Here is a 21,370-nt window from a genome sequence, read left to right as displayed (position 1 = left end):
TGTGAACTAGTGCAACAGCGGGTCTTCCGGTTGTTTACATGCTGCGTTGTCTGTAATTGAGCGTAAATATTCGACGATAGGTGGCAGCGTGTCATGCCAGTCGCCAATGACGGTGAGATCAATTCCGGTGTCACCGACTGCAGACTCCAGCGTAAGGTTGACGATGGTGCTGGCTCCGCGGACGCCAGCTAGGTGATTGTGACTGCCACGGGTGCCGATACCAATGTAGAGGGCTGGGGACACGGAACGCCCGGTGATGCCAATTTGGCGTGATCGTGGCATAAGGCCGCGGTCAGCTATCTTTCGTGTGCACCCTAATTCGGCCTTGACGCTCTGAGCTAGTCGGAAGACGTCATCGATTTCGTAAGCGTTCACACCAGCGCCGACTCCGAAGATAATTGGTGCGTTGGCAAAGTTGAAGATGGGGTCAGGCACGGGAGGATCAGTGAGCACGACGCGTCCGCGTTCAGGGACAACCAGTGTGGTCTGTGAAGGCGTGGAGGGGCGCAATCGGCTTGCATGAGTAGGTACTCCAGGTCGAAGCAGCACGATGCCCATAGCTGTGGTCGATGAGACTTTTGCGACGGAGGCGACTGAGCCAACCGTCTTCCAACCTGTAATCTGTGGAAGATGATCGATTTCGAGACGAGTTAGGTCTGTGAGCACACCGGCGTCGAGCAGGACTCCAAGGCGAGCACCGATCTCGCGACCGAAGGAGGTTGCCGGAGCCACCAGCAACTCTTGTGGGTGAGCTCGGAGCCAGTCTGCAATCACCGGTACGAGGTCGTCTTCCATAGAGCTCCCTTTCAGGCGGACCAGGTGGTCGACGCCAGGAAAGCTCTTCGATACTCCTGCGAGGTCGCTTTCGGTGTGGAGTACGCAAAGTTGACAGGCGTTGGACTGGTCGCCGGAGAGTAAATAAGAGACGAAATGTCGATTAAGGTCCGGCTGTTCGGGGTCACATAGATAGGCGGCGTGTTGCATCGGCAAGGTGGTAATAGCTGACACAAGGTTGGATGGAGTCGTCCGATGATGTTGGTCAGCGAGAAAGGCGAGTGCCTTATCGAGCTCGTGCGAGCCATCAACGACGATATTCAATCGCTGGAGAGATTCGTGTTGAATCTCGTCTACGGTAGTCCGCGATTTGGGTTTGTCCACGCTGAAGTGAAGATCATTCCGATCTAGGCGCTGGACGTTCTCGGTTGGAATGGCGGCGATCTCCTCTGCTGAAGGCTTCGCTGGTGTGCAGATTCGTTCAGCAACCGCGATAACTGCCGGGAGCTTTACCTGCACAGATCGGATACCATCATCGAGTTCGGTCGACAGTAGAAGTGAGTTGGCAACCCATTCGAGTTGCTTGGCGGCCCCGGCAAATGGCATATCGAGTAGCTCTGCCAATTGAGCTCCCACTAGACCGGTGTTCGCATCGATGGCAAAGCGACCAGTCAGAATGAGGTCATATGCTAGTTCTCGTGTCCTGATGAAGTGCTCCAAAACTTCGGCCGTGACTAGTGTATCCGCTCCAGCAAAGCTCGGATCGCTAAGGAGATATGCCTCGTCAGCTCCGATTGCTAGTGCTTCGCGCAAGATCTCTGCCGCTGAGGGTGGCCCCATGCTCACCACGGAACATGTGCCTGAATGAGAGCGAGCAAGCTCTACGCCGAAGGTTACGGCTCGGCGGCAGAAGGGATTTAACTCCTGTTCCTCTGGGTGACGAATCATCACTCCCGAGGGGTCAAATTCGGTGGTGTCGGCCTGAGATACCTGCTTGATAGATACCAGAATGCGTGGGCCGTTCATCGATCTGCTCCAATCATGATTGCAACTGTTGCTTAGTTTGTGCCGCGATAATGCAGCATCCATCGAATGAGTAAAGCGATAGGTTAGCTCGGGTCATGCCGTCGTAAGACAAAGTTGGTAGCCACCATTGAGAGGACTAGTTGCCCTGTCGCTGAACTCAGCTCGATGTTGGTTTTGAGAATTCCGCGGTCTGGTTTTGAATGTGATGGCCTCGCCTCAAGGACTACACAATGGAGCCATAACTCATCTCCAGCCCGCACTGGCGCAAGCCACTTAAGACTATCGAGTCCAGGAGAGCCAAGACTGGATTCAGGGGAGAGATAATTGACAACCAGGGTCCTCATGGCGAGTGCGCACGTGAACCAACCACTAGCGATGATGCCGCCGTACATGCTGGTGCGCGCTGCGATTGGGTCGACATGAAACGGTTGCGGATCCCACTGGCGCGCAAACTCGATCATCGAAGCGCTATCCACCTCGATCGGCCCGTACTTGGCCTCTTCGCCCACCGTATAGTCCTCAAAAAATTTTGTTGGCATGCTAATTAGCCTAGCCAGCCCAACTGATGAGTGTTGATCAACCGTGAACCGGCTTTAGCTTGTCGGAGGAGGTGATACCCCAAGCTTTGCAGCAAGCTCTTGGTCGCTTGGTTCAACCAGAAAGCTACCATCTTCGAAGATGATGGTAGGAATGTGCGGTTCTCCTCCTTGTAATCGACCAATCAAAGCCTTCCCGTCGGCATCTTGATCGGTATCGACCCATGTGAACTCCGTTTGTGTGCGTAATAATAGCTCTTTGGATCGTCGACAATCTGGGCACCAATCGGCGCCATACACCGTAATGTTCACTTTAATTTACCTTCGCTCTCGCTACATCTACCACTTGCATACAGTCCTTCACTTATAGTCATTTTGGGGTTGTGAGGCAGTAAGCCCGCGCCCGGTATCTCAAACAAGACGTTGTTGATGACGAGCCATAGCGTGTCCGAATTCGTAGCCGCAGGCTAGGTGGACTGTCCTGGACGCCTTGCCTTGGCTCGAGCTGCTCCATCGAGAATTACCTTACGCACGCGCACTTGGGTCGGTGTTACCTCGACACATTCATCGTCGGTGATGAGCTCGAGTGCTGACTCTAGAGTCAAGGGAATCGGCGGGACGAGACGGACGAGCTCGTCTGCTGTCGAGGAACGTACGTTGGTGAGCTTCTTCTCTTTGGTTGGGTTGACATCCATGTCACCCGGCCGAGCGTTGATGCCTATCACCATACCTTCATAGACCTGGTCTTGCGGGGAGACGAATAGTTCACCACGTTCTTGCAGATTCAAAAGCGCATAGGTCATCGCGACACCGGTGCGGTCCGAGACGAGGCTGCCCTGGCTTCGGGGTTTAATTTCGCCGACTACAGGTCCCCATTTTTCAAAGGTGTGGTGAATGATGGCGCTTCCTCGAGTCGCTGAGAGTAGCTCGCTGCGAATTCCGAGGAGCCCTCGTGACGGAATCAGATAGCTAGCGCGCATCCAACCAGATGCCATCTGATGCATGGAGTCAAGTGTGGCCCGACGCATTGAGACAATTTGGGTGAGTGAGCCGAAGTATTCGTCGGGAACATCTACCTCAAGGAGCTCAAAAGGCTCTTGAACTTGGCCATCTACGACCATTGTGAGCGCCTTTGGCTTCGACACTGTAAGCTCAAATCCTTCTCTGCGCATAAGTTCTATTAGAACCGCGAGCGCAAGTTCGCCACGGCCCTGGACCTCAAAAGTGTCGTTGCGTTCAGTTGGTACTACTTTGATGGCGACATTACCTATTGTCTCTTGGGCAAGCCTAGAGCTGATGAGACGGGCCGTGAGTTTCTTGCCCTCCTTCCCTGCCAGCGGGGAGGTATTAACTCCGATTGTCATCGAGATCGCAGGCTCTTCAATGGTCAGTGGAGGGAGTGCAGTGGGTGCTTCAGAGTCAGCGATAGTCTCGCCGATATTTACATCCTCGAGTCCCGCGACGATGGCAAGCTCACCAGCGGCGACCTCATCCACGGCGACTCGCTCAAGGTAGTGAGTGATAAAGAGCTCACCAAGCCGTATTCGAGTTTGGGTCCCGTCGATGTGGATGCGAGTCACGCTCGCCCCCCGCTTCAGAGATCCTGCAAAAACCCGGCAAATCGCGAGCCTGCCCAGGTATGGGGAGGCATCAAGATTAGTAACCTGGGCTTGAAGTGGGGCGTCAAGGATTGCAAGCGGAGCCGGAATAGTCTCGATTATCGCGCGAAACAGTGGAGTTAAGTCGGTCTCGAGTTGGTCAGCGGCCAGGCCAGCCACCCCTTGTTTTGCGGATGCGTAGATGACCGGGAATTCGATCTGCTCTTCATCTGCTCCCAATTCGATGAAGAGTCCAAGGATCTCGTCGAGCACCTCGCCTGGCCGTGCATCGGGACGATCCACCTTGTTGATCACTACGATCACCGGGAGTTTGCGCTCAAGCGCCTTTCGGAGCACGAAGCGAGTCTGTGGGAGAGGTCCCTCTGCGGCATCGACCAACATCAAGGCTCCATCCACCATGAAGAGGGCGCGCTCAACTTCCCCACCAAAGTCGGCGTGTCCTGGCGTGTCTACCAGGTTAATTTTGTAATCCTCAAAGTACACCGAGGTGTTCTTGGCTAGAATTGTGATCCCTTTTTCTCGCTCAAGATCCATCGAGTCCATGATGCGGTCCTCGATGGCTTGATTCTCTCGGAACGCCCCTGATTGTCGGAGGAGTTTGTCTACCAGGGTTGTCTTGCCGTGGTCGACGTGGGCGATGATGGCAACATTACGTAATTCGTTGGGCACTGTTGTAGATACTCCTCTTGTTAGGGCATGGTGAGATAGGTCGAACGATGATCTAGGCGCCGGTGTTTTTATGAGTTCTTTTGAACTCGCGCTCGACATCGAGCCAAGTAATTGGCTCCGGGTCTGCACCCAGGTCCTCTTGTTTTTGCGCCCTGACCATTATAGCGACAGCGACGGTCCAGAGAATCCCGAAGTCGATGAGCTTAGAGATTCCTCCAGCTAATTGCTGGTCAGCGACCTCCGATACTCCAAATATGAGGTGCATGTTCGTGGCAAAGATTGGATAGAACGAGTGATGAGCAAATATCAGTACGATAGCTGGGAATGACGGCAGGAGGCTTTGGGTGAAAAGATACAGCACTCGTGCACCCGTCGATAGTTTCTTGGTCCCTGGGTTGAGTCTCAGCGCTGGAATCCACATGAGCGCACCGACAACGACGAAGGCTACCTGTAGGTAGACATAGACCACCATCGAGGTGGCTTGAGCTTGGACTATGGTAGCCAATATCGAGAGTACAAATACGCCGCAGTAGAGTATGGTCGTGAGAATTGGTGAGGTGAGAAGTTGAAGTAGTGCGTCGATGAACGGTGTTTCGGTCAGTTTGTGGAGAAGCCAAGTGGGGACTCCAAGGAGGAGCAAAGGAACTGCGACAAGCTCGATGATCATCGTGTGAGTGAGATAAGCAAGGCTTGAGACGTAGCGAGCAAGTTCGAGCGAGGGCCAACTCTCCATCAATGCAAGGATGATCAGACCGGTAATGAATAAAGTATGCTGGCGCCGGGTTACCGCATCTCGCAACCGGACGTGCACGGGCGAGCTGTCTAGATGACGAGCCACCGTGGGTATAAACCGGTAGTAGAATAGTCCTCCGAGTGCCAGGACAATCAGTCCTCCGTACGGAGGGGTGAAGCGAAGCACTACTTCGCCCGTTACAGCGCCCAGCACCTATTCCTCCCAGCGACACACATCCCCCACGTGAGGGTCTCCCACATGAGGGTTACTTGGTAAGTTTAGGCTATTGTTCTGGCTATCCAAAGACAGAGTTTTCATCGTCTGAGCAAGAGCATGGACGCCAGAGGGTTGATCTCGTCGCTCTGGAAGCCGCGTCGAAATAGGAAGGGTTGGTTGAGGTTGGCATTTGATCCTCTGATTCGACTGGTAAACCTCTTTGAACTCTTGAGTACCACCGTCGAGCCGTTGACTCAGGAGACGATCACCGATCTCGTACCTGGGTTCCCCGAATCGCCCCTAGCTCGTGCGCGTGCATTTGAGCGGGCGAAGGCGAGCCTGCGAGAGATAGGTATCCCTCTACGTACCGTGAGCCTGCCGGGACGCTCTCAGGTTGGCTACCGTATCGAGGTACAGGACATCCAATTCGAGTTGGATCTTACCCGCACTGAGTGGGCAGCTCTCGAAGCCGCCCTCGGATGCGCCGTCTTTGTTGGGCAGTATGGGAGGCACTTCGAGACTCGACTAGGTCTCCTGTATCGCCAGGCAGCCCCAATTGTCTGGGAGATGGGAGAACTTGTCCATCTGCACCCTGATCTTGGCAGGGCGATCGCTGAATCACGTCGGCTTCGTTTTGTCTATCGAGGATTGGAACGCGACATCTTTCCTTTTGGAGTCCTCATGCGTTGGGGTCACGCCTACCTGGTAGCCGACGAGCGAGGTCAACAAAAGAGCTTTCGTACCGATCGAATGGAACCTCCTTTTATGGTGGGTCAGATTGACGAATATCCGAGACCCGCTGATTTGAGGTCAGCTCTACCCGAACACCCTTGGCTTCTAGAGGTAGATGAAAAAGTCGAGGTCACACTCGTGGGGTCAAGAGCCCAACTCGAGTTGCTTGGTGCGCGGGTGGCAGTTGAGACGGACGGCGACCCGACTGTAGACGGTGGGAGCTTGACGACGGGCACCGTCGAGGTATCCAACGTCGGTGCGCTCATCTCTGACCTGCTGATGGAGGCTCATCCCGTAGTACCCATAGAGCCGCTAGCGGTTCGACAGAGGTTCATGCGACAGGTCGAAGCGGTACTGCATTCACTTGAAACCGATCTACGTGTAGGTGCACCTGAGGTGATTGACCCAATTCCACTTTCGCCTGCTCGTAGCCGAAAAACTCGAACACTCGAGGATCGTTTTCGAGCGGTGCAGGGACTCCTTTCATATCTCAGAGTAAATGGGGGATCTGCGACGATTGCATCGTTAGCAGAAGCCTCCGGGTTGGTGCCCACGGAGGTGGTCGAGCTGCTGGAGTCAGCGTCGCTTGCGGGCCTTCCACCTTATAGCCCAGATGTGTTGCTCGACGTTATAGTCGACGAGGAGCTGGACCTGGTTGAAGTATCGATTGACTCAGGACTTAGTCGCACACAGCGTATTGACGTGGTCGAAGCTATGACGGTCCTAGCGACACTCGAGGCGGTGACCAGCATTATGGATGGTGAAGTCTCAGAGCTCCAGAGCGCATCTGAGAAGCTACGCTTAGCCATCCGCCAACAACTGCTCCGCTCCGGTGAGGTGATTAACTCAGATAACCCGCCGGAGGTAGTCGCACTCCTGCGGCGAGCGATCGCCGAGCCAGAGTGCGTGGAGTTTGACTATGTCGATGCTGAAGGTCGTGTAAGTGTTCGACACGTGTTCGCGGTGAGTCTATTTGTGCTTGCTGGTAGGTGGTACCTCTTCGGACTCTCGGATGGTAGTGGGCGTCATTTCCGGCTCGATCGTATGCGTCAAGTTCGTCTGCTTGCGTTTGATTCATGCCAAGATGAGTCCGAGATTCGTAAGGCGAGACGTTCTTTAGATCGGCTTGATCCATTGGGTCTACGCTCCTCCGGGACTCCTACTCGATTGCAGCTCAGAGCTGAACAGCTAGCAACGTTGGAGGCTCTCACGATGGGCGTGTTTGACCATGATGGTGATGCATTCGTCGTCTATAGCTTTCGGGAGGAGTGGTTGGAGCGCCTGCTACTAGCACTCGGTCCCGGAACCAGCGGGGTGTTCGGTGCCGGGTTGTTGGCAGCTGTGCGAGCTCGCGGCGAGTCCCTTTTGACCTTGTTAACAGGGCTGACAGGGAATCTAGAGTCGGGTTGCTGAGACCGTCAGCTGTGCTAGCCGGTGATTACCTGAGAGGTGGGAAGCAATGGAGAATTCGGAGATAATAAAGGCGGTGTCATCTAGTAGACACGGACTCCTCGCTACCATTACTAGAAACGGCGCAGTACATACGGTATTGGTAAATCCCTTCTGGGAGGACAGTCACAATGCCATTGCGGTGTTTTCACGCCGCAAGAGTCAAAAGGTCACAAACCTGCTAGCCCGAACAGCAGCCACTTTAACGCTCATTGATGGTTCGAAGTACTTTGCGATGATAGGAGATGCGACGGTAGTCGACGATCCAGCAGTTGTCACCGACTGCTTTGCTGCCTTCGCTGGAAAATATAATCGCGTCCCAGCTCAAGCCGATGATAGGGTGGTGATCTTTGTCACCGTTGAGCGCACGCTTGGGGTTCCATTTTGAGGTGTGTGAGTGCTGACCGTCGGAGCATGTGAGTCCAGCAAACAGGACTGAAAATTGACCGTTGCCCCTGATCCCTCGCGGCGTCGTTTCTGGTATCGATAAGTCCTATGCTTATCAGGCGTAAACAGTTTATGAATGTTTCCATTTTGACGTGATGGGCACGGTCGCCCACGGTTAAGGGAGCGATGTGAAGATGACCGAGATTACCAATGCTAACCTTCAAGAGGTATCGACTGCCAGGTGTATATCTACCGGGCAGCTGACCGATGCGGTGTCGTTGATTCTTGCGATGATGCCGATAGTGCGTACCATCAAGGCACGGGCTGGCAGTTGTCAGATGCATGGCATGTCGATTACTCCTCGACATATGCAGGCGCTTATGCAGATCCTCCTGGTAGGCAGGGTGACGGTGAGTGAACTTGCAGACCAGTTGAGGTTGAGTCTGGCGAGCATCTCTCTGATCGTATCTCAGTTGGCGATCGCCGGACTGCTTGAGCGTCATGAGGACCCTCTGGATCATCGACGTACTGTGGTTGGCCCTGGACCAGAGTATGACCGCTTCGTAGTCGAGGTGTTAGGAGAGCGTTTCCAGCCGCTCATCCATGCGCTCGCAACTCTTTCCTCTGAAGATAGAGAGACTCTCGATCGACTCGCTCATCTGCTATCGTCGAAGTTGGTCGAGACGCTTGATGGATGAAGATACGCCTTCGATGCGCAAGTTCTGGAATATCGATCTGCTCGTGGAGGTTGACTCCTCTGGCATTGGCAAAAATTTTGACAGGAGCTGGTTTTGAGTCGGTTTTTCGAGCGCCTTGGCCTGTTTACGGTGCGTTTCAAGTACGCAATCGTGGTGGTGTGGATAGTTGGCCTGATCGCTGCACTCGCCTTTCTTCCTTCGATTGGGTCAGTAGTGCAGAATAATTTTTCGAACTTTCTGCCGACCAACTCGCCCTCGATCAAGGCTGCACAACTTGCAAATGTGTTCCAGAAAAGCACTGACTCCACCGTGGTTGTACTGGCAGATAGCCCTCATGTCCCACTTACGAATGCCGACTCCACCTATCTCACTGGCCTGTCTCGCGCGCTCAAGTCAGTTCCGACCGTGGTGAAGTCTAACGTCGTTGCTATCTCGGCTAATGGCAAGGCGGAGCAGATCGAAGTGGTTTCGTCCACCTCGCAGTTCAACGATATCGGGATAAAAACCCTGGTGAATGATCTTCAAGCCAAGCTTGCAAGCGATCCCGCCCCAGCTAGCCTCCAGATTCACCTTGCCGGTACCGTCGCGACCGCTGTAGCTCAAGCAGACCAAAATAATTCGAGTGCAAGTGCGACACAGGGCTTCTCGGTTCTTTTCATTCTTGTCCTTTTGTTCATCGTGTTCCGTTCGGTGTTGGCACCCTTGCTCACGCTTCTGCCGGCGCTCGTCGTCTCATTGCTGGCTGGTCCTGTCGTTGCGCGTTTGACTTCCGTCCTGCACTATCAGGTTTCAAGCGTCACGCAGCTACTGATGATCGTGTTGGTGTTGGGTGCTGGAACCGACTATGGGCTTTTCCTTGTTTTTCGGACACGAGAGGAGCTAAATCGTGGACGTTCCCCTCGTGAGGCGGTAGAGTTCGCACTTTCTAAGGTTGGAGAGTCGATCACATTTTCTGCATTGACGGTCATAGCTGCTGTCCTTATGCTGATCACGGCGACCTTTGGTTTCTATCGTGGACTCGGCTATCCACTTGCGATCGCGGTCTTCCTCATGCTTCTTGCCGGCCTCACCCTTCAACCGGCGTTATTGGCTATCTTTGGACGAGCCGCCTTCTGGCCCAGACGAAAGTCTGAAGGACCAGCGAAGGTCAAGTATGGCCTTTGGGGAAGGATCGCTGGTCGGCTTGTGATGCGACCGGTGGTTACCCTGCTGATCGGCGTGGCATTTTTCGGTATACTCGCTCTTTTTGCGCCGTTGAATCGTCCTTCGGGTTTTGCTAGCAACGCCTCTGCTCCCTCGGGAACTAACGCCTATTACGGAAACAAAGACCTTGCTCGATATTTCCCAAAGGCTTCTTTCAATCCGACTGAGTTGATTTTCCGTTTCTCTTCTCCGATCTGGGATCATATTGGCACCCTGCAGACCTTGGAGGCAGATATATCGCACTCTCCGCTGTTTACTCAGGTCGACGGGGCATTGAATCCTGCCGGTGTGAATTTGCCGGCTGCCCAGCTCGCACGGTTGCATTCTGTGCTTGGTCCCGCCTCCAAGCTTCCTGGAGTTAGTACGCAACACATCGTCTCGCCGGGCGTCTATCAACTTTACCGGGCGACCAGCAACTATGTCAGTGCTAATGGTGACGAGGTCCTGTTCGAGACCACCCTTGCTGCTGGGTCACCAGGACAGAATCCTGCCATCAATGCGGTGCCGGCGATCAGGGCATTTACGACGAATATTGCGCACAAGGTGGGGGCCACAAAGTCGGGTGTGGCCGGTCAAGCGTCTGCTTCCTATGACGTATCGGCCGCATCTAATCACGATCTTATCCACATCGTGCCGCTTGTGATCTTAATTATTGCCATCCTGCTGGCACTCGTTCTGCGTTCGATCGTTGCTCCAGTGTTCCTAGTCATTAGTGTTGGTCTCTCCTTCTTTGCTGCTCTAGGTGTAGCCGTGTTGATCTTTATGAAGATTGGTAGCCATAGTGGTTTGATTTTCATCTTGCCCTTCATGCTCTTCCTCTTCTTGCTTGCATTAGGCGAGGACTACAACATACTGGTGATGACCCGGATTCGAGAGGAGTCTCACCACCATACGATTCGAGAGGCGGTGGTAGCCGCTATCGGGGCCACTGGGCCTGCCGTAACATCAGCCGGCATGGTGTTAGCAGGCACCTTCCTCGTGCTGGGACTCGCCTCTGCAGGGCAGGCGGAGGTAGAGGAGATCGGTATAGGCTTAGCTCTCGGAGTCCTTATGGATACCTTCTTGGTCAGGACTCTGTTGGTGCCCTCGGCGGTGGTACTGCTTGGGAGATGGAGCTGGTGGCCTTCGCGGCTCAGCGATGTAGAGCCGGAGCCGGGAGAGGTCTCTCTCGCGGAGGGGTCAACTAGGACTGAATCGGCTGAAGCTAACAATCGGGAGCCAGAAGGACAGTTGAGTTAAGATGGCAGGCGACGTCTTCGCAGAGGTGGATGCTGGTGCGCAACTAGCCACCGTGTGGATTGACAACCCAAGTCGGTTTAATGCTATGTCGATTCAGATGTGGGAGAGACTTGCAGAGGTGCTGCGGGGGCTTGCTCTTGACCCAGCTGTCTGGGTAGTGGCGATTCGTGGCGTCAGTGGCAATTTTTGCGCCGGTGCCGATCTGAGTGAGTTTGGTGAACATCGCCAAGGAGCCGACACGCTCGTGTATGATCAGCGTACAGAGGCGGCACTATCGATACCTCGTGAGATGTCAATGCCGGTGGTTGCATTTGTCGAAGGTTATTGTCTTGGTGGCGGCGTTAGCATCGCAGTGGCGTGCGATCTGGTGTATGCCGTTGAGGGTGCGAGCTTCCAAATCCCGGCAGCGAACATGGGAACCGCCTACCCGGAGGGGGCTCTCTCTAGGCTGCGCGATCGCGTGGGTTATGCCTACGCTTTGCAGTTGATTGCCAGTTGCGCTCGCATCGATGTGGCGGAGGCCGCACGTTATGGACTGGTCACCGAGGCATTCGCCTCTAGCGAGGATCTCATGGCACGCCTCAGTCGTATCGCATCGCTTGCGCCTCGGTCTATAGCCGCAGCAAAGGCAAGCTTGCACGGACGCCTGACGGAGGACGAGCGTCTTGCTATATTTTCGAGCAATGACTACCAAGAAGGCCTTAGCGCATTTGCCGAGCGGCGCTCTCCTCGCTTCACGGGTTTTTGAACTCTCTAGCTCTAGCCTCCATGCTACAGTAGACGTAGTTCTAAGAAGGGGGGAATTGTGAAGGTAGAACTTAATGTGTTGGATTTTTTGTATCGAGCGGTTGAGGCCTTCCCTGAAAGGCTCGCGCTTGTCGACGATCCTGATGTGCCAGGTGCACTCGGTCGCCTCACCTACGGCGAGCTAGGGGAGCGGGTAAAAGGGATGGCCTCCACGCTCGAGGCTATGGGTTATCGTGTTGGTGATCGTATTGGGATCGTCTCACCCAACGCTGGGAAGTTCTTGATCTCGTACTTTGGTGTATCGGGGTACGGGCGAATCCTTGTCCCGATCAACTACAGACTGAACACCGACGAGGTGCAGTACATTGTCCAGCATTCGGGTACGCAGTTGTTGTTAATCGACCCTGAGTATGCGGACATTTTTGGAAAGGTCCAGGTTCCCCGGAAGATGATACTCGATGGAGTGGAGGATGCTGAACTCTTCGCGCCGCTGCGTCCCGGTGCTTCGGTACCAGAGTGGGCGGGAGATGAGGATTTTGCTTGCTCCATCAACTACACCTCGGGTACCACCTCTCGACCAAAAGGGGTTCAGATGACCCACAGGAACGCCTGGATCAATGCCTCGACCCTAGGGTGGCACACCACCGTGACAGACAGAGATGTTCTGTTGCATACGCTGCCGATGTTTCACTGTAATGGTTGGGGTATGCCCTATGCAGTGACTGGTATGGGCGGCAAGCACGTTGTGCAACGAAAGATTGATGGAGAGAGTATTCTTTCGAACGTCGAGAACGAGGGGGTAACGCTCGCCTGCGGAGCCCCAGCTGTCTGGGCTGCGACATTGCAGGGAGCAGAACGCCGCGTGAGTGAAGGACGACGAGTGCCCGGTGGTGACCTCGTGCGGGTCGTCACCGCAGGCGCACCGCCGCCGTCGCGAACCATTGAGAGGATACAGGAGGAGCTCGGCTGGGAGTTCATCCAGATATACGGATTAACCGAGACTTCGCCTCTATTGACCGTAAATCGGCGTCTGAAGGAGTGGGATTCCCTAGATTCGGCTGAGCTTGCTCGTCGACTTGCGATGGCGGGAACGCCGAGTATCGGTGTCCGCGTTGCTGAAGACGTTGACGGCGAGGTTCTAGTGCAGGGGAATCAGGTGTTCAAAGGGTATTGGGAACAACCTGAAGAGACGGCAAAGGCGCTTGCTAACGGATGGTTCCACACCGGTGATGGCGGTGTCTATCGCGATGGGTTTCTTCGCATTCTCGATAGGAAGAAGGATGTCATTATCACAGGAGGTGAAAATGTGTCATCCATCGAGGTGGAGGATGCACTATTCCAACACCCTGCCGTCTCCGAGGTTGCGGTGATTGGAGTTCCCGATCCGAAGTGGGGTGAGACCGTCAAGGCCTTGGTGGTGTTGAAAGCGGGTTCGCAGGCGAGCGAGAGGGAACTTCAGGATTTCTGTCGAGAACATCTTGCTCATTTCAAATGCCCAACCTCGATCGAGTTCCGCGATGAGCTTGCACGGACTGCAACTGGAAAGCTGCAGAAATTCAAGTTGAGGGCGCCCTACTGGGAGGGGCAGGAGCGCCTGGTCAACTAGGTGTTTCGGCGGCAGCGTCGATCCCAAGTTGCTGGAGCTGGCTCGAAGGCCTCCTACTCCAGGTGGCCATCTTGTCGCCGCGCCTGCTATAGGCAGAGGTTTTGGGATGATTCCAGTTAGAACGGCTCAGTGTAGCGATCCAGGCTAACTCTGGGCTAGAGGTCAGTGATCAGCTTGAAGTGCTCTACCAACAGGTCACTGCCGGGTTCGCTGGCTACCGCCAATAGACGAGTCAGGATCTCTTGCTCTGGGTTCGGGGAGTCGATGGCGAGGCCGTAGCTCGATGGGTACTGACTGCGGTGACAGGCGAGCGCTTTGGCTTTGGTATACATGTGAGGTTCCTCGATAATTTCGCTGTGGTCCTCGACGTCTGCCTCGAAGAGTAGGAGCGATGTCGGTCTAGTGGCCGGGAGTGAGAGCTCAGGCCAAAAGCTCTCGTCGCGTGCCTGAACGAGAGCGTCGATAACGACTTCGCCAGCGATTCGGTGATCTGGATGTAAACGGTAGCGTTTCCATGGGTCGTGGGTTAACAAGACGGTGGGGCGAACTGATCGGAGGAGTGCGACCAGGCGAACGATCAGGCTGGGGGTCGCCCTTAGTTCCCCGTCGATCTGCTGCAAGAAGGTGGGAGGCGAGGCACCTAGTACTGTGGCCGCGGCCCGGGCCTCGTCTTGGCGAGAGAGAGCTAATGCTACTTGATCCTGTTCTCGATTCCAGGTACCACGCCTCCCATCGGTCAAAATAGCGATGTGAATTTCGGCTCCCTGTTGGGCCCATTTTGCCAACGTTGCACCGCAGCCGAACTCGATGTCATCGGGGTGGGCCCCAATGGCGAGTGCTACAGCTGGAGTCTCTAGATCTATTGACTGGCTGGTAGTGGAGGTGGATAGATAGGTCGCCAACCCATCGCGTTGCCCACTCATAATATGCTCCATAGTTCTGCATCAGGAAAGGCCTCCTGGGCAAGGGTCAGATCTTCGGGGGTATCGATGTCAAAAGCGTGAGAGCAGGGAGTCGCTACGATCTCAAGTTGTTTTGCTTTGGCTATTCGAACATGTTGGAAGAATGAGTTCGGGCCATAGGAGAATGTAGGGTTAGCCATGGACCTTGGAACTCGAAGGAGGTTGGTCCCTGTCAGATGGGAATCTGGAGTGATAAGGCAGACGTCGTCCGTTGGACTTTGTAAATATGCCTCAAGGCTGTTGAGAAATGGCAGATCGTTAGGGATGATGGTTACAGAGTGGTAGCGGCTGAGCTCGGGGGTAGCGAGGGAGGCAGCGATGGCGGTATTGAGGTCGCCCCCTCGTTGGGAGATCGATCTAATCTCGAGCCTATGTGCTTCGCTAGCGGCCATTGAGTTCTCTGCTAGCAGGTATATGAGGTTGCGGTCTACCAGTGAGGTGATACGACTGATGCAATACCGTGTGAGTCGTGTTCTCTGTTGAGGCGACAGGACGGTGTTGAGGCGGGATTTCGATGTTGCGGGATCCCCCTGAAGGACGAGGAAGGCGACGTCGTTGGATGCGGACACGGCCATTATCCTAGCCATCGCGTGCTCTCGGGGACTACGGTGACTGTACTTGTGGATCTATGATCGTGTCGTTGCCTGCACTCGTATCTGCACTATTGGGTTAGTGGCGCTGATGGGTGTAACTAGCCTTAGTCCGGTGTACATCGGTATTGACGAGGTTGGACGAGGCGCTTGGGCAGGCCCGTTGGCTGTCGGAGCCGCAAGTGGTGACCCGGAAGCTGCAGCGCAAGTGCTTAGACGACGACGAGGTGAAGGGTTCTATGACTCAAAGGCTCTCTCAGCTCAACGACGCGAGGTCGCACTTTCTCAACTTCGCGAGGTAGGCATATCCTTCGCGGTTGGTTTTGCGTCTGCTAGTGAGATAGATACCGTAGGATTGACTCAGGCTCTTGCGATGGCTGCTCGACGTGGCTTACAGGAGCTGGCCTCGAGGCTTGCCGAGCCGCGAGATGAACAACTACTGCTTCTTGATGGCAAAACTAACTATCTTGAAGGAGCACGAGTGGAGACGATTGTAGGAGGTGATCGGGTACACCCATTGATTGCTGCTGCCTCGATTGCAGCCAAGGTTGCTCGCGATGGCTTGATGGTGGACCTTGATTTTGAGTTGCCGTACTGGGACCTCAGCTCCTCTAAGGGTTATGGGTCGCGACGCCATCGTTGTGGGCTTGTATGGCTCGGGCCTTCGGTTGAGCACCGGCGTTCGTTTCGACCTGTGCAAGAACTTACAGCGCCAGCCTCTGGTCGGTTTTTCTCTCCTAGGTCGGCGAAGCTAGACTTACTCAAGTGAAGACAGACGAGATGGGGATCTGTGGATGCGAATGGCTCAGCTGTAGGTGTTAGATCCACAGTTGGATGCTAGATCCGGAATCCCGTTGTGGGCTCAGTTGGCCGAAACCCTACGCGATGGCATAGAGGCTGGTAGATTTGTCGATCACTTTCCTTCAGAGCCTGAACTTGTCGAGGAGTTCAAAGTGTCGCGATCGACAGTGCGTGAGGCTATTCGCTATCTGCGTTCAGAGGGCTATCTAGAGTCGCGACAAGGTAAAGGAACCTTTGTGGTTGCGAGTGAGAGTTTTGAGTCTCTGCATAACCACCGATTCTCGCTGGCTGGAAGGATAGCTGAGTCTGGACTTGCCGAGGTCGCCGAGCTTCTCTGGAAAGGCTCGGTAGATGAGCCAATGCTTGCAGATCGACTTGGATTGAACTCCCACCATTTCTATCTCATCGAGAGGTTACGCGGCTCTCAACATGAGCGCTTGGCACTCGAAAGGGCCTATCTCCCTCGAGTAAACGCTGATAGCTTCGAGGGAGTTGACTTAACCCAAGCGGGCTCACTCTATGCAGTGCTGCAATCAGGGACTGGCATCACTGTTACAGCGGGAACCGATGAGGTATCGGCTGCGATGCCTTCGTCTACTGAGGCCAACCTTTTGGGTGTCTCCGTGGATGAGCCTGTGTTGGTGGTAGAGCGCATCACCTACTCTCATCAGGAGATCGTTGAGTTCCGACGGACGATACTTGTTCCGGCGCGAGTTCGCTTTCGTGCCGAGTGGGGTCGCTAGGTAGCCAACCCTAGTAGGTTGAGCGACTAGGATAATAGTTGCAAATGCAATGACTATCTAGTTGCAATGAATATCGAGGTGAGTAATGGGATCAATAGAGCTTGAGCACTCAACTGTGGTGACGGCAACCCAAGGAGAGGGTCGTAGCGAACGACTCCCCGTGCGGCTTACGCATGCTCCAAGCGGTTTGGAGGGCGAAGGTTTCCCTGTCAAGCGGGCCTTTGCTGGCGTGCCTATGTCGGAGCTTGACCCATTCGTCCATATGGATGAGATGGGAGAGGTCGACTATGGTCCGGGCGAACCAAAGGGTACTCCATGGCATCCACACCGTGGCTTTGAGACGGTCACCTACATGATGGAGGGGCAGTTCATCCACCAGGATTCTATCGGTGGAGGTGGAAGCCTGGGACGAGGTGATACCCAGTGGATGACGGCGGGTGCGGGAATTCTTCACATCGAGCGGCCACCCGAGGCTTTGGTTGTCCAAGGTGGTCTTTTTCATGGTCTTCAGCTCTGGGTGAACCTGCCTTCGCAACAGAAGTGGGTCGACCCTCGGTATCAGGATATCGGTCATACGCAGGTTGGCCTTGGGACCAGTCCTCATCGTGATGTTGCGTTGCGTGTGATCGCCGGCGATCTAGGTACTCTGCGAGGTCCAGGCATCACCTATACGCCGATCAACATGGTGCACGCCACCCTTCACCCGGGTGCGAGGTTGTCGTTGGATTGGCCGCGAGAGTTTAATCTATTGGTCTACATAATGGAGGGTCGACTCCAGTTTGGATCAACTCGTATAGATGGCCAAGCCTCACAGTTGGCGGTCTTTGGGGCGGGTGACTATTTTGAGCTCATGAATCCGGGTACGACCGATGCCGAAGTAGTGTTACTCGGAGGACGTCCTATCGGTGAGCCAGTTGCCCACTACGGACCGTTCGTGATGAATACTCGAGCCGAACTTGAACAGGCGATTGCGGACTTCCAGGCTGGAAGGATGGGTCAGATCCCCGTCGCTCACATCTAGCCATCGCTTGAATGTGGTGGAAGCTAGGCTAGCTAGAGAGAGCGACAGGTAGAGGTGATGTCAGGTTGACCAAAGGGTGGATGTCTCAACTCGTTGGAGTTGTGTTGACTCAACGAAAAGAGTTGCTCATCGCGTTGGTCACTGCGATCCTCGGGACGGTCGCTACTCTACTTGTGCCGATCTTTGAGGCAGCGTTCGTCGACTCATTGGGTAGCCATCACGAACAGGTTGGATGGTTGATCGCCCTTATTGGCTTGGCGATCGCCGCCTTTGGGTTGGCCTTTCTTCGCCGATTCTTCGGTGGGCGCTTGGCACTTGGCGTACAGCACTACCTGAGGACGCGTATCTTCAACCATCTTCAGAGGATTGACTTTGCCGCTCACGATACGCTGCAAACAGGGCAACTCGTCTCTGAGGCGAACGCTGATGTGTCGTTGATACAGGGCCTCCTCGCCTTCTTGCCTCGCCTCTTTGGAAATGCACTCCTCGCGCTTTTGTCTCTCGTCGTGATGGCTGTTGTCTACTGGCCCCTTGCTCTGCTTGTTGCACTATCGCTGGTGCTTATTGGGGCAGCCTCTATTCGTTTGCGTAAGCAGATCTTCCCGGTAAGCCTTATCGCTCAACAGGAGAAGGGAGCCGTCAACGAGGTCGTCGAGGAGACGGTTCGTGGAATCGCCGTTGTAAAGGGGTCTGCACTCGAGGACGTACAGCTAGATCGCTTGCACCAGAGGGCCACCCGGCTCTACCGTGCAAGGGTGGCTACCATCTGGAGACAGGCAAAGCTGCAGGCATTTCTGCAGTTGGTGCCGCTTCTAACTGAGGCGCTGGTGATAGGAATTGGTGGATATGCAGCGATCAACGGACACCTCTCCATTGGCGCCTTCCTCCTCTTCACTACCTATATTGTCGAGCTGATTTTGCCGGTACGCCAGCTCTCAGTGTTGGTTGCACTGTCTGAACAGGCTAGGGCGGGAGTAGAACGTATTTTTGGGCTCTTAGACATCAACCCTGCGATCATTCAACCGGAGAATCCTTACCTTCCTATTCAGGTGCGGGGAGCTATCGAATTCAGTGACGTGCACTTTGCCTATAAACCAGGTGTTGCTGTTCTCGATGGACTCAGCCTCAAGGTTGAGCCGGGTGAGACGATTGCGGTCGTTGGTTCATCAGGCTCAGGTAAGTCGTCGCTTGCTCTCCTAATACCGCGTTTTTATGAACCACAGACCGGGACGATAGCTATAGATGATGTTCCGGTGAACCAGTGGGATCTTGGGACACTCAGGCAGTCAGTTGGCATCGTGTTCGAAGAGAGCTTCCTGTTCTCTGACAGCGTCCGAGCCAATATTGCACTGGGTCGTTCCGATGTCTCTGACGACGAGATAATGTCTGCTGCTCGCTCCGCTCGCGCCCACGAGTTTATCGAAGCTCTCCCTCAAGGCTATGACACGGTCGTAGGTGAACGAGGAGTCCGTCTCTCTGGCGGACAGCGACAGCGAATTGCCTTGGCCCGTGCTCTGGTTGGGTCACCGCCGATCCTGATTCTCGACGATGCTACCTCCTCTGTTGACCCTTCCACCGAGGCTGAGATCTTGGATGCAATTGGCGCAATCGGCGGTGGTAGAACCATGATTCTCATCGCTCATCGTCGCTCGACCCTTCACCTCGCCGACCGCATCGTTCTAATGGACCAGGGTAGGATTATTGCGACAGGCACACATAAAGAGCTGTTGGCCGCAGAACCCCTCTATGCCGAACTCATGAGCGGCGAGACAGAAAGCATCGCAGAGGCTCCAAAGATCAGCCTGGTAGAGGAGGGCTCTCTTACCGAGACCCACCAGGAGGCGTCGTTGACCATCCCACGCCTGATCGATCGCCCGGTCGAGCTTGGTTGGGTTGACGAGCGATTTCGCTTCGGGAGTCTGTTCAAGCTCATCCGCATTGGGGTGATCGTAGGTGCTGTGCTGGTGGCTCTCGATGCTCTCTTGAGCTTGGCCTCCCCGCTTGTACTCAGGTCGGGCATCGATGCCGGTGTCCTGCATCACACACGCTCACTGGTGCTCGAAGCCGCCCTCGCACTAGGGGCTGTGTCGTTACTGGATCTATTTGTCGTGATCTTAGAGCAGGTCATCGCCGGGCTTGCCGCCGAGAAGTTCTTGCTTTTGCTGCGTTCGAGAATCTTCCAAAAGATTCTCCGCCTCGATATGGACTACTACGAGTCGGAGATGTCGGGTCGAATTATGACTCGAATGATTAGCGATGTAGACGCCTTCTCCAACTTGGTGCAGAATGGCTTGATCACTGCGCTGGTCTCCGTCGTCTCATTTGGTCTCGTATTGGTTACGGTGCTTATCATTGCACCGAGTATCGCTCTTGTTCTGGTCGCTAGCCTCCCGCTCACCATCATCGCCAGCGTTATCTTTCAGCGGTACTCGAATCGTGCGTACACCTTGGCTCGTGAGCGCATAGCCGCCGTCAACGCCAACTTCCAAGAACAGGTCTCCGGCGTACGGGCATCGCGGGCCAAGAATCGTGGGCGTGAGGCAATCAATCAGTTCGACTCTCTAAGCAGCGGCTATCGCGATGCACGCATGAATGCACAAAAGGCGATCTCGATCTACTTTCCGTTCCTGCTCATGCTCGCCGATGTCACCACAGCACTGACACTGTTGTTTGGGGGGAGCCAAGTCCTGCACCATACGCTTGCGGTAGGTACCCTGCTTGCCGCAACACTGTATGTTAACCAATTCTTCTCCCCGATCCAACAGTTGTCGCAGACCTTTGATCAGTTCCAGCAGGCGAGAGTGGCTGCACGCCAGATCCGGAGATTGATGGCCCGAGATATATCTATCCATCCGGCCGAGCAGCCGGTTGAGCTCAAGAACATCCACGGTGTCGTCTCCTTTCGCAACGTCACCTTCCAGTATCCTCAGGCGGAGTTTCCTTCGTTGGATGCGGTCTCGTTCGATGTCGCCGCCGGCAATCGTGTCGCCTTTGTGGGTGAGACAGGGGCGGGAAAGTCGACTATCGCAAAGCTCTTGGTAAGGTTTTACGATCCGACGGCGGGTTCTATCCACATCGACGGAGTCTCTCTGACCGATCTAGATCTCATCAGCTATCGCCGTCAAGTCGCCTATCTACCCCAGGAGCCTTTCCTCTTCACCGGTACCATCGCTGAGAACATCTCCTTTGTTCGCCCCAAGGTATCAACTGCAGAGATCGAGCGAGCCTGCCGCATGGTTGGATTGGACGGTTTTCTGAATCACCATGACGAAGGGGTAGATTATGAGATAGGCGATCGTGGGGTGCGGCTCTCGGCGGGTCAAAAGCAGTCGGTGGTGTTAGCTCGGCTGATCATACAAGATCCCACGATAGTGATTCTAGATGAGGTCTCATCGTCGCTTGATCTTGTCGCAGAGGCACAGATGCAGACTGCGCTCGACCAGGTTCTTGCTGGCCGGACGACGTTTGTCATAGCGCATCGCCTCTCAACGTTGCTAAAGGCGGACCAGATCTATGTCCTGTCCCATGGTGCAATCGTCGAACAAGGGACTCACGCTGATTTGATTGGGCAGGGTGGTGAGTACGCCTCGCTCTGGGAACTCTCCGCCTGAGCTTTCTG

The 21,370-nt window shown here is 54.8% G+C and carries 17 protein-coding genes; 10 read left to right on the top strand and 7 right to left on the bottom strand.

The features are described 5' to 3' along the window. Window positions 1-6: 6 nt before the first annotated feature. The 5 genes from FEAC_RS00860 to FEAC_RS00840 all read right to left on the bottom strand — a co-directional run bounded on the left by FEAC_RS00860 (window position 7) and on the right by FEAC_RS00840 (window position 5,570). On the bottom strand, window positions 7-1,800 hold the full coding sequence (locus tag FEAC_RS00860) for an FAD-binding protein (RefSeq protein WP_052565075.1): 1,794 nt from the start codon (window positions 1,798-1,800) through the stop codon (window positions 7-9). Window positions 1,801-1,883: 83 nt separating this feature from the next. After that, window positions 1,884-2,339, bottom strand: a complete 456-nt coding sequence (locus FEAC_RS00855) for a MaoC family dehydratase (protein WP_052565073.1) — start codon at window positions 2,337-2,339, stop codon at window positions 1,884-1,886. A 54-nt stretch (window positions 2,340-2,393) separates the two neighbouring features. Then, window positions 2,394-2,648 (bottom strand): glutaredoxin domain-containing protein, encoded by a 255-nt coding sequence (locus tag FEAC_RS00850; RefSeq protein ID WP_035388051.1) that lies wholly within the window; start codon window positions 2,646-2,648, stop codon window positions 2,394-2,396. A gap of 155 nt (window positions 2,649-2,803) precedes the next feature. Then, on the bottom strand, window positions 2,804-4,624 hold the full coding sequence (typA, locus tag FEAC_RS00845; protein ID WP_035388052.1) for a translational GTPase TypA: 1,821 nt from the start codon (window positions 4,622-4,624) through the stop codon (window positions 2,804-2,806). Window positions 4,625-4,676: 52 nt separating this feature from the next. Beyond that, window positions 4,677-5,570, bottom strand: coding sequence for a cytochrome c oxidase assembly protein (locus FEAC_RS00840; protein ID WP_052565070.1), 894 nt, complete (start codon window positions 5,568-5,570; stop codon window positions 4,677-4,679). A gap of 186 nt (window positions 5,571-5,756) precedes the next feature. Between FEAC_RS00840 and FEAC_RS00835 the strand changes: the two genes are divergently transcribed. The 6 genes from FEAC_RS00835 to FEAC_RS00810 all read left to right on the top strand — a co-directional run bounded on the left by FEAC_RS00835 (window position 5,757) and on the right by FEAC_RS00810 (window position 13,634). Next, window positions 5,757-7,718: a WYL domain-containing protein gene (locus FEAC_RS00835; RefSeq protein WP_160290298.1), complete on the top strand. Its 1,962-nt coding sequence runs from the start codon at window positions 5,757-5,759 to the stop codon at window positions 7,716-7,718. Window positions 7,719-7,764: 46 nt separating this feature from the next. Then, complete coding sequence (locus FEAC_RS00830; RefSeq protein ID WP_052565068.1) at window positions 7,765-8,142, top strand: pyridoxamine 5'-phosphate oxidase family protein; 378 nt, start codon at window positions 7,765-7,767, stop codon at window positions 8,140-8,142. 193 nt (window positions 8,143-8,335) lie between these two features. Next, entirely contained in the window at window positions 8,336-8,839 is a 504-nt protein-coding gene (locus FEAC_RS00825) for a MarR family winged helix-turn-helix transcriptional regulator (RefSeq protein WP_152623001.1), read from the top strand. A gap of 93 nt (window positions 8,840-8,932) precedes the next feature. After that, the gene (locus FEAC_RS00820; protein ID WP_035388055.1) at window positions 8,933-11,281 is read left to right on the top strand and encodes an MMPL family transporter; all 2,349 of its coding nucleotides are present in this window, start codon (window positions 8,933-8,935) and stop codon (window positions 11,279-11,281) included. A 1-nt stretch (window position 11,282) separates the two neighbouring features. Continuing rightward, on the top strand, window positions 11,283-12,029 hold the full coding sequence (locus FEAC_RS00815) for an enoyl-CoA hydratase/isomerase family protein (protein ID WP_035388056.1): 747 nt from the start codon (window positions 11,283-11,285) through the stop codon (window positions 12,027-12,029). A 57-nt stretch (window positions 12,030-12,086) separates the two neighbouring features. Beyond that, window positions 12,087-13,634, top strand: a complete 1,548-nt coding sequence (locus FEAC_RS00810) for an AMP-binding protein (protein WP_035388057.1) — start codon at window positions 12,087-12,089, stop codon at window positions 13,632-13,634. A 155-nt stretch (window positions 13,635-13,789) separates the two neighbouring features. Here FEAC_RS00810 and FEAC_RS00805 read toward each other — a convergent pair whose 3' ends face one another. Both FEAC_RS00805 and FEAC_RS00800 read right to left on the bottom strand, forming a co-directional pair. Beyond that, window positions 13,790-14,557, bottom strand: coding sequence for a PIG-L deacetylase family protein (locus FEAC_RS00805; RefSeq protein WP_081900896.1), 768 nt, complete (start codon window positions 14,555-14,557; stop codon window positions 13,790-13,792). Beyond that, window positions 14,554-15,165 carry a glycosyltransferase family protein gene (locus tag FEAC_RS00800; RefSeq protein ID WP_052565063.1) on the bottom strand — a complete coding sequence of 204 codons (612 nt, stop codon included), beginning with the start codon at window positions 15,163-15,165 and terminating at the stop codon, window positions 14,554-14,556. The genes FEAC_RS00805 and FEAC_RS00800 overlap by 4 nt, the downstream gene beginning before the upstream one ends. 112 nt (window positions 15,166-15,277) lie before the next feature. Between FEAC_RS00800 and FEAC_RS00795 the strand changes: the two genes are divergently transcribed. The 4 genes from FEAC_RS00795 (at window position 15,278) to FEAC_RS00780 (ending at window position 21,362) form a co-directional block, all read left to right on the top strand. Further along, window positions 15,278-15,955 carry a ribonuclease HII gene (locus FEAC_RS00795; protein ID WP_152623000.1) on the top strand — a complete coding sequence of 226 codons (678 nt, stop codon included), beginning with the start codon at window positions 15,278-15,280 and terminating at the stop codon, window positions 15,953-15,955. Between the two features lie 61 nt (window positions 15,956-16,016). Beyond that, entirely contained in the window at window positions 16,017-16,730 is a 714-nt protein-coding gene (locus tag FEAC_RS00790) for a GntR family transcriptional regulator (RefSeq protein ID WP_160290297.1), read from the top strand. An 85-nt stretch (window positions 16,731-16,815) separates the two neighbouring features. Next, entirely contained in the window at window positions 16,816-17,751 is a 936-nt protein-coding gene (locus tag FEAC_RS00785) for a pirin family protein (RefSeq protein WP_035388060.1), read from the top strand. A 104-nt stretch (window positions 17,752-17,855) separates the two neighbouring features. After that, on the top strand, window positions 17,856-21,362 hold the full coding sequence (locus tag FEAC_RS00780; RefSeq protein ID WP_160290296.1) for an ABC transporter ATP-binding protein: 3,507 nt from the start codon (window positions 17,856-17,858) through the stop codon (window positions 21,360-21,362). Window positions 21,363-21,370 lie beyond the last annotated feature (8 nt).

The organism is Ferrimicrobium acidiphilum DSM 19497, from assembly GCF_000949255.1.
GTDB lineage: Bacteria > Actinomycetota > Acidimicrobiia > Acidimicrobiales > Acidimicrobiaceae > Ferrimicrobium > Ferrimicrobium acidiphilum.
The sequence above is the reverse complement of the archived record's forward strand: the minus strand, read 5'-3'. Positions and strand labels throughout refer to the sequence as shown.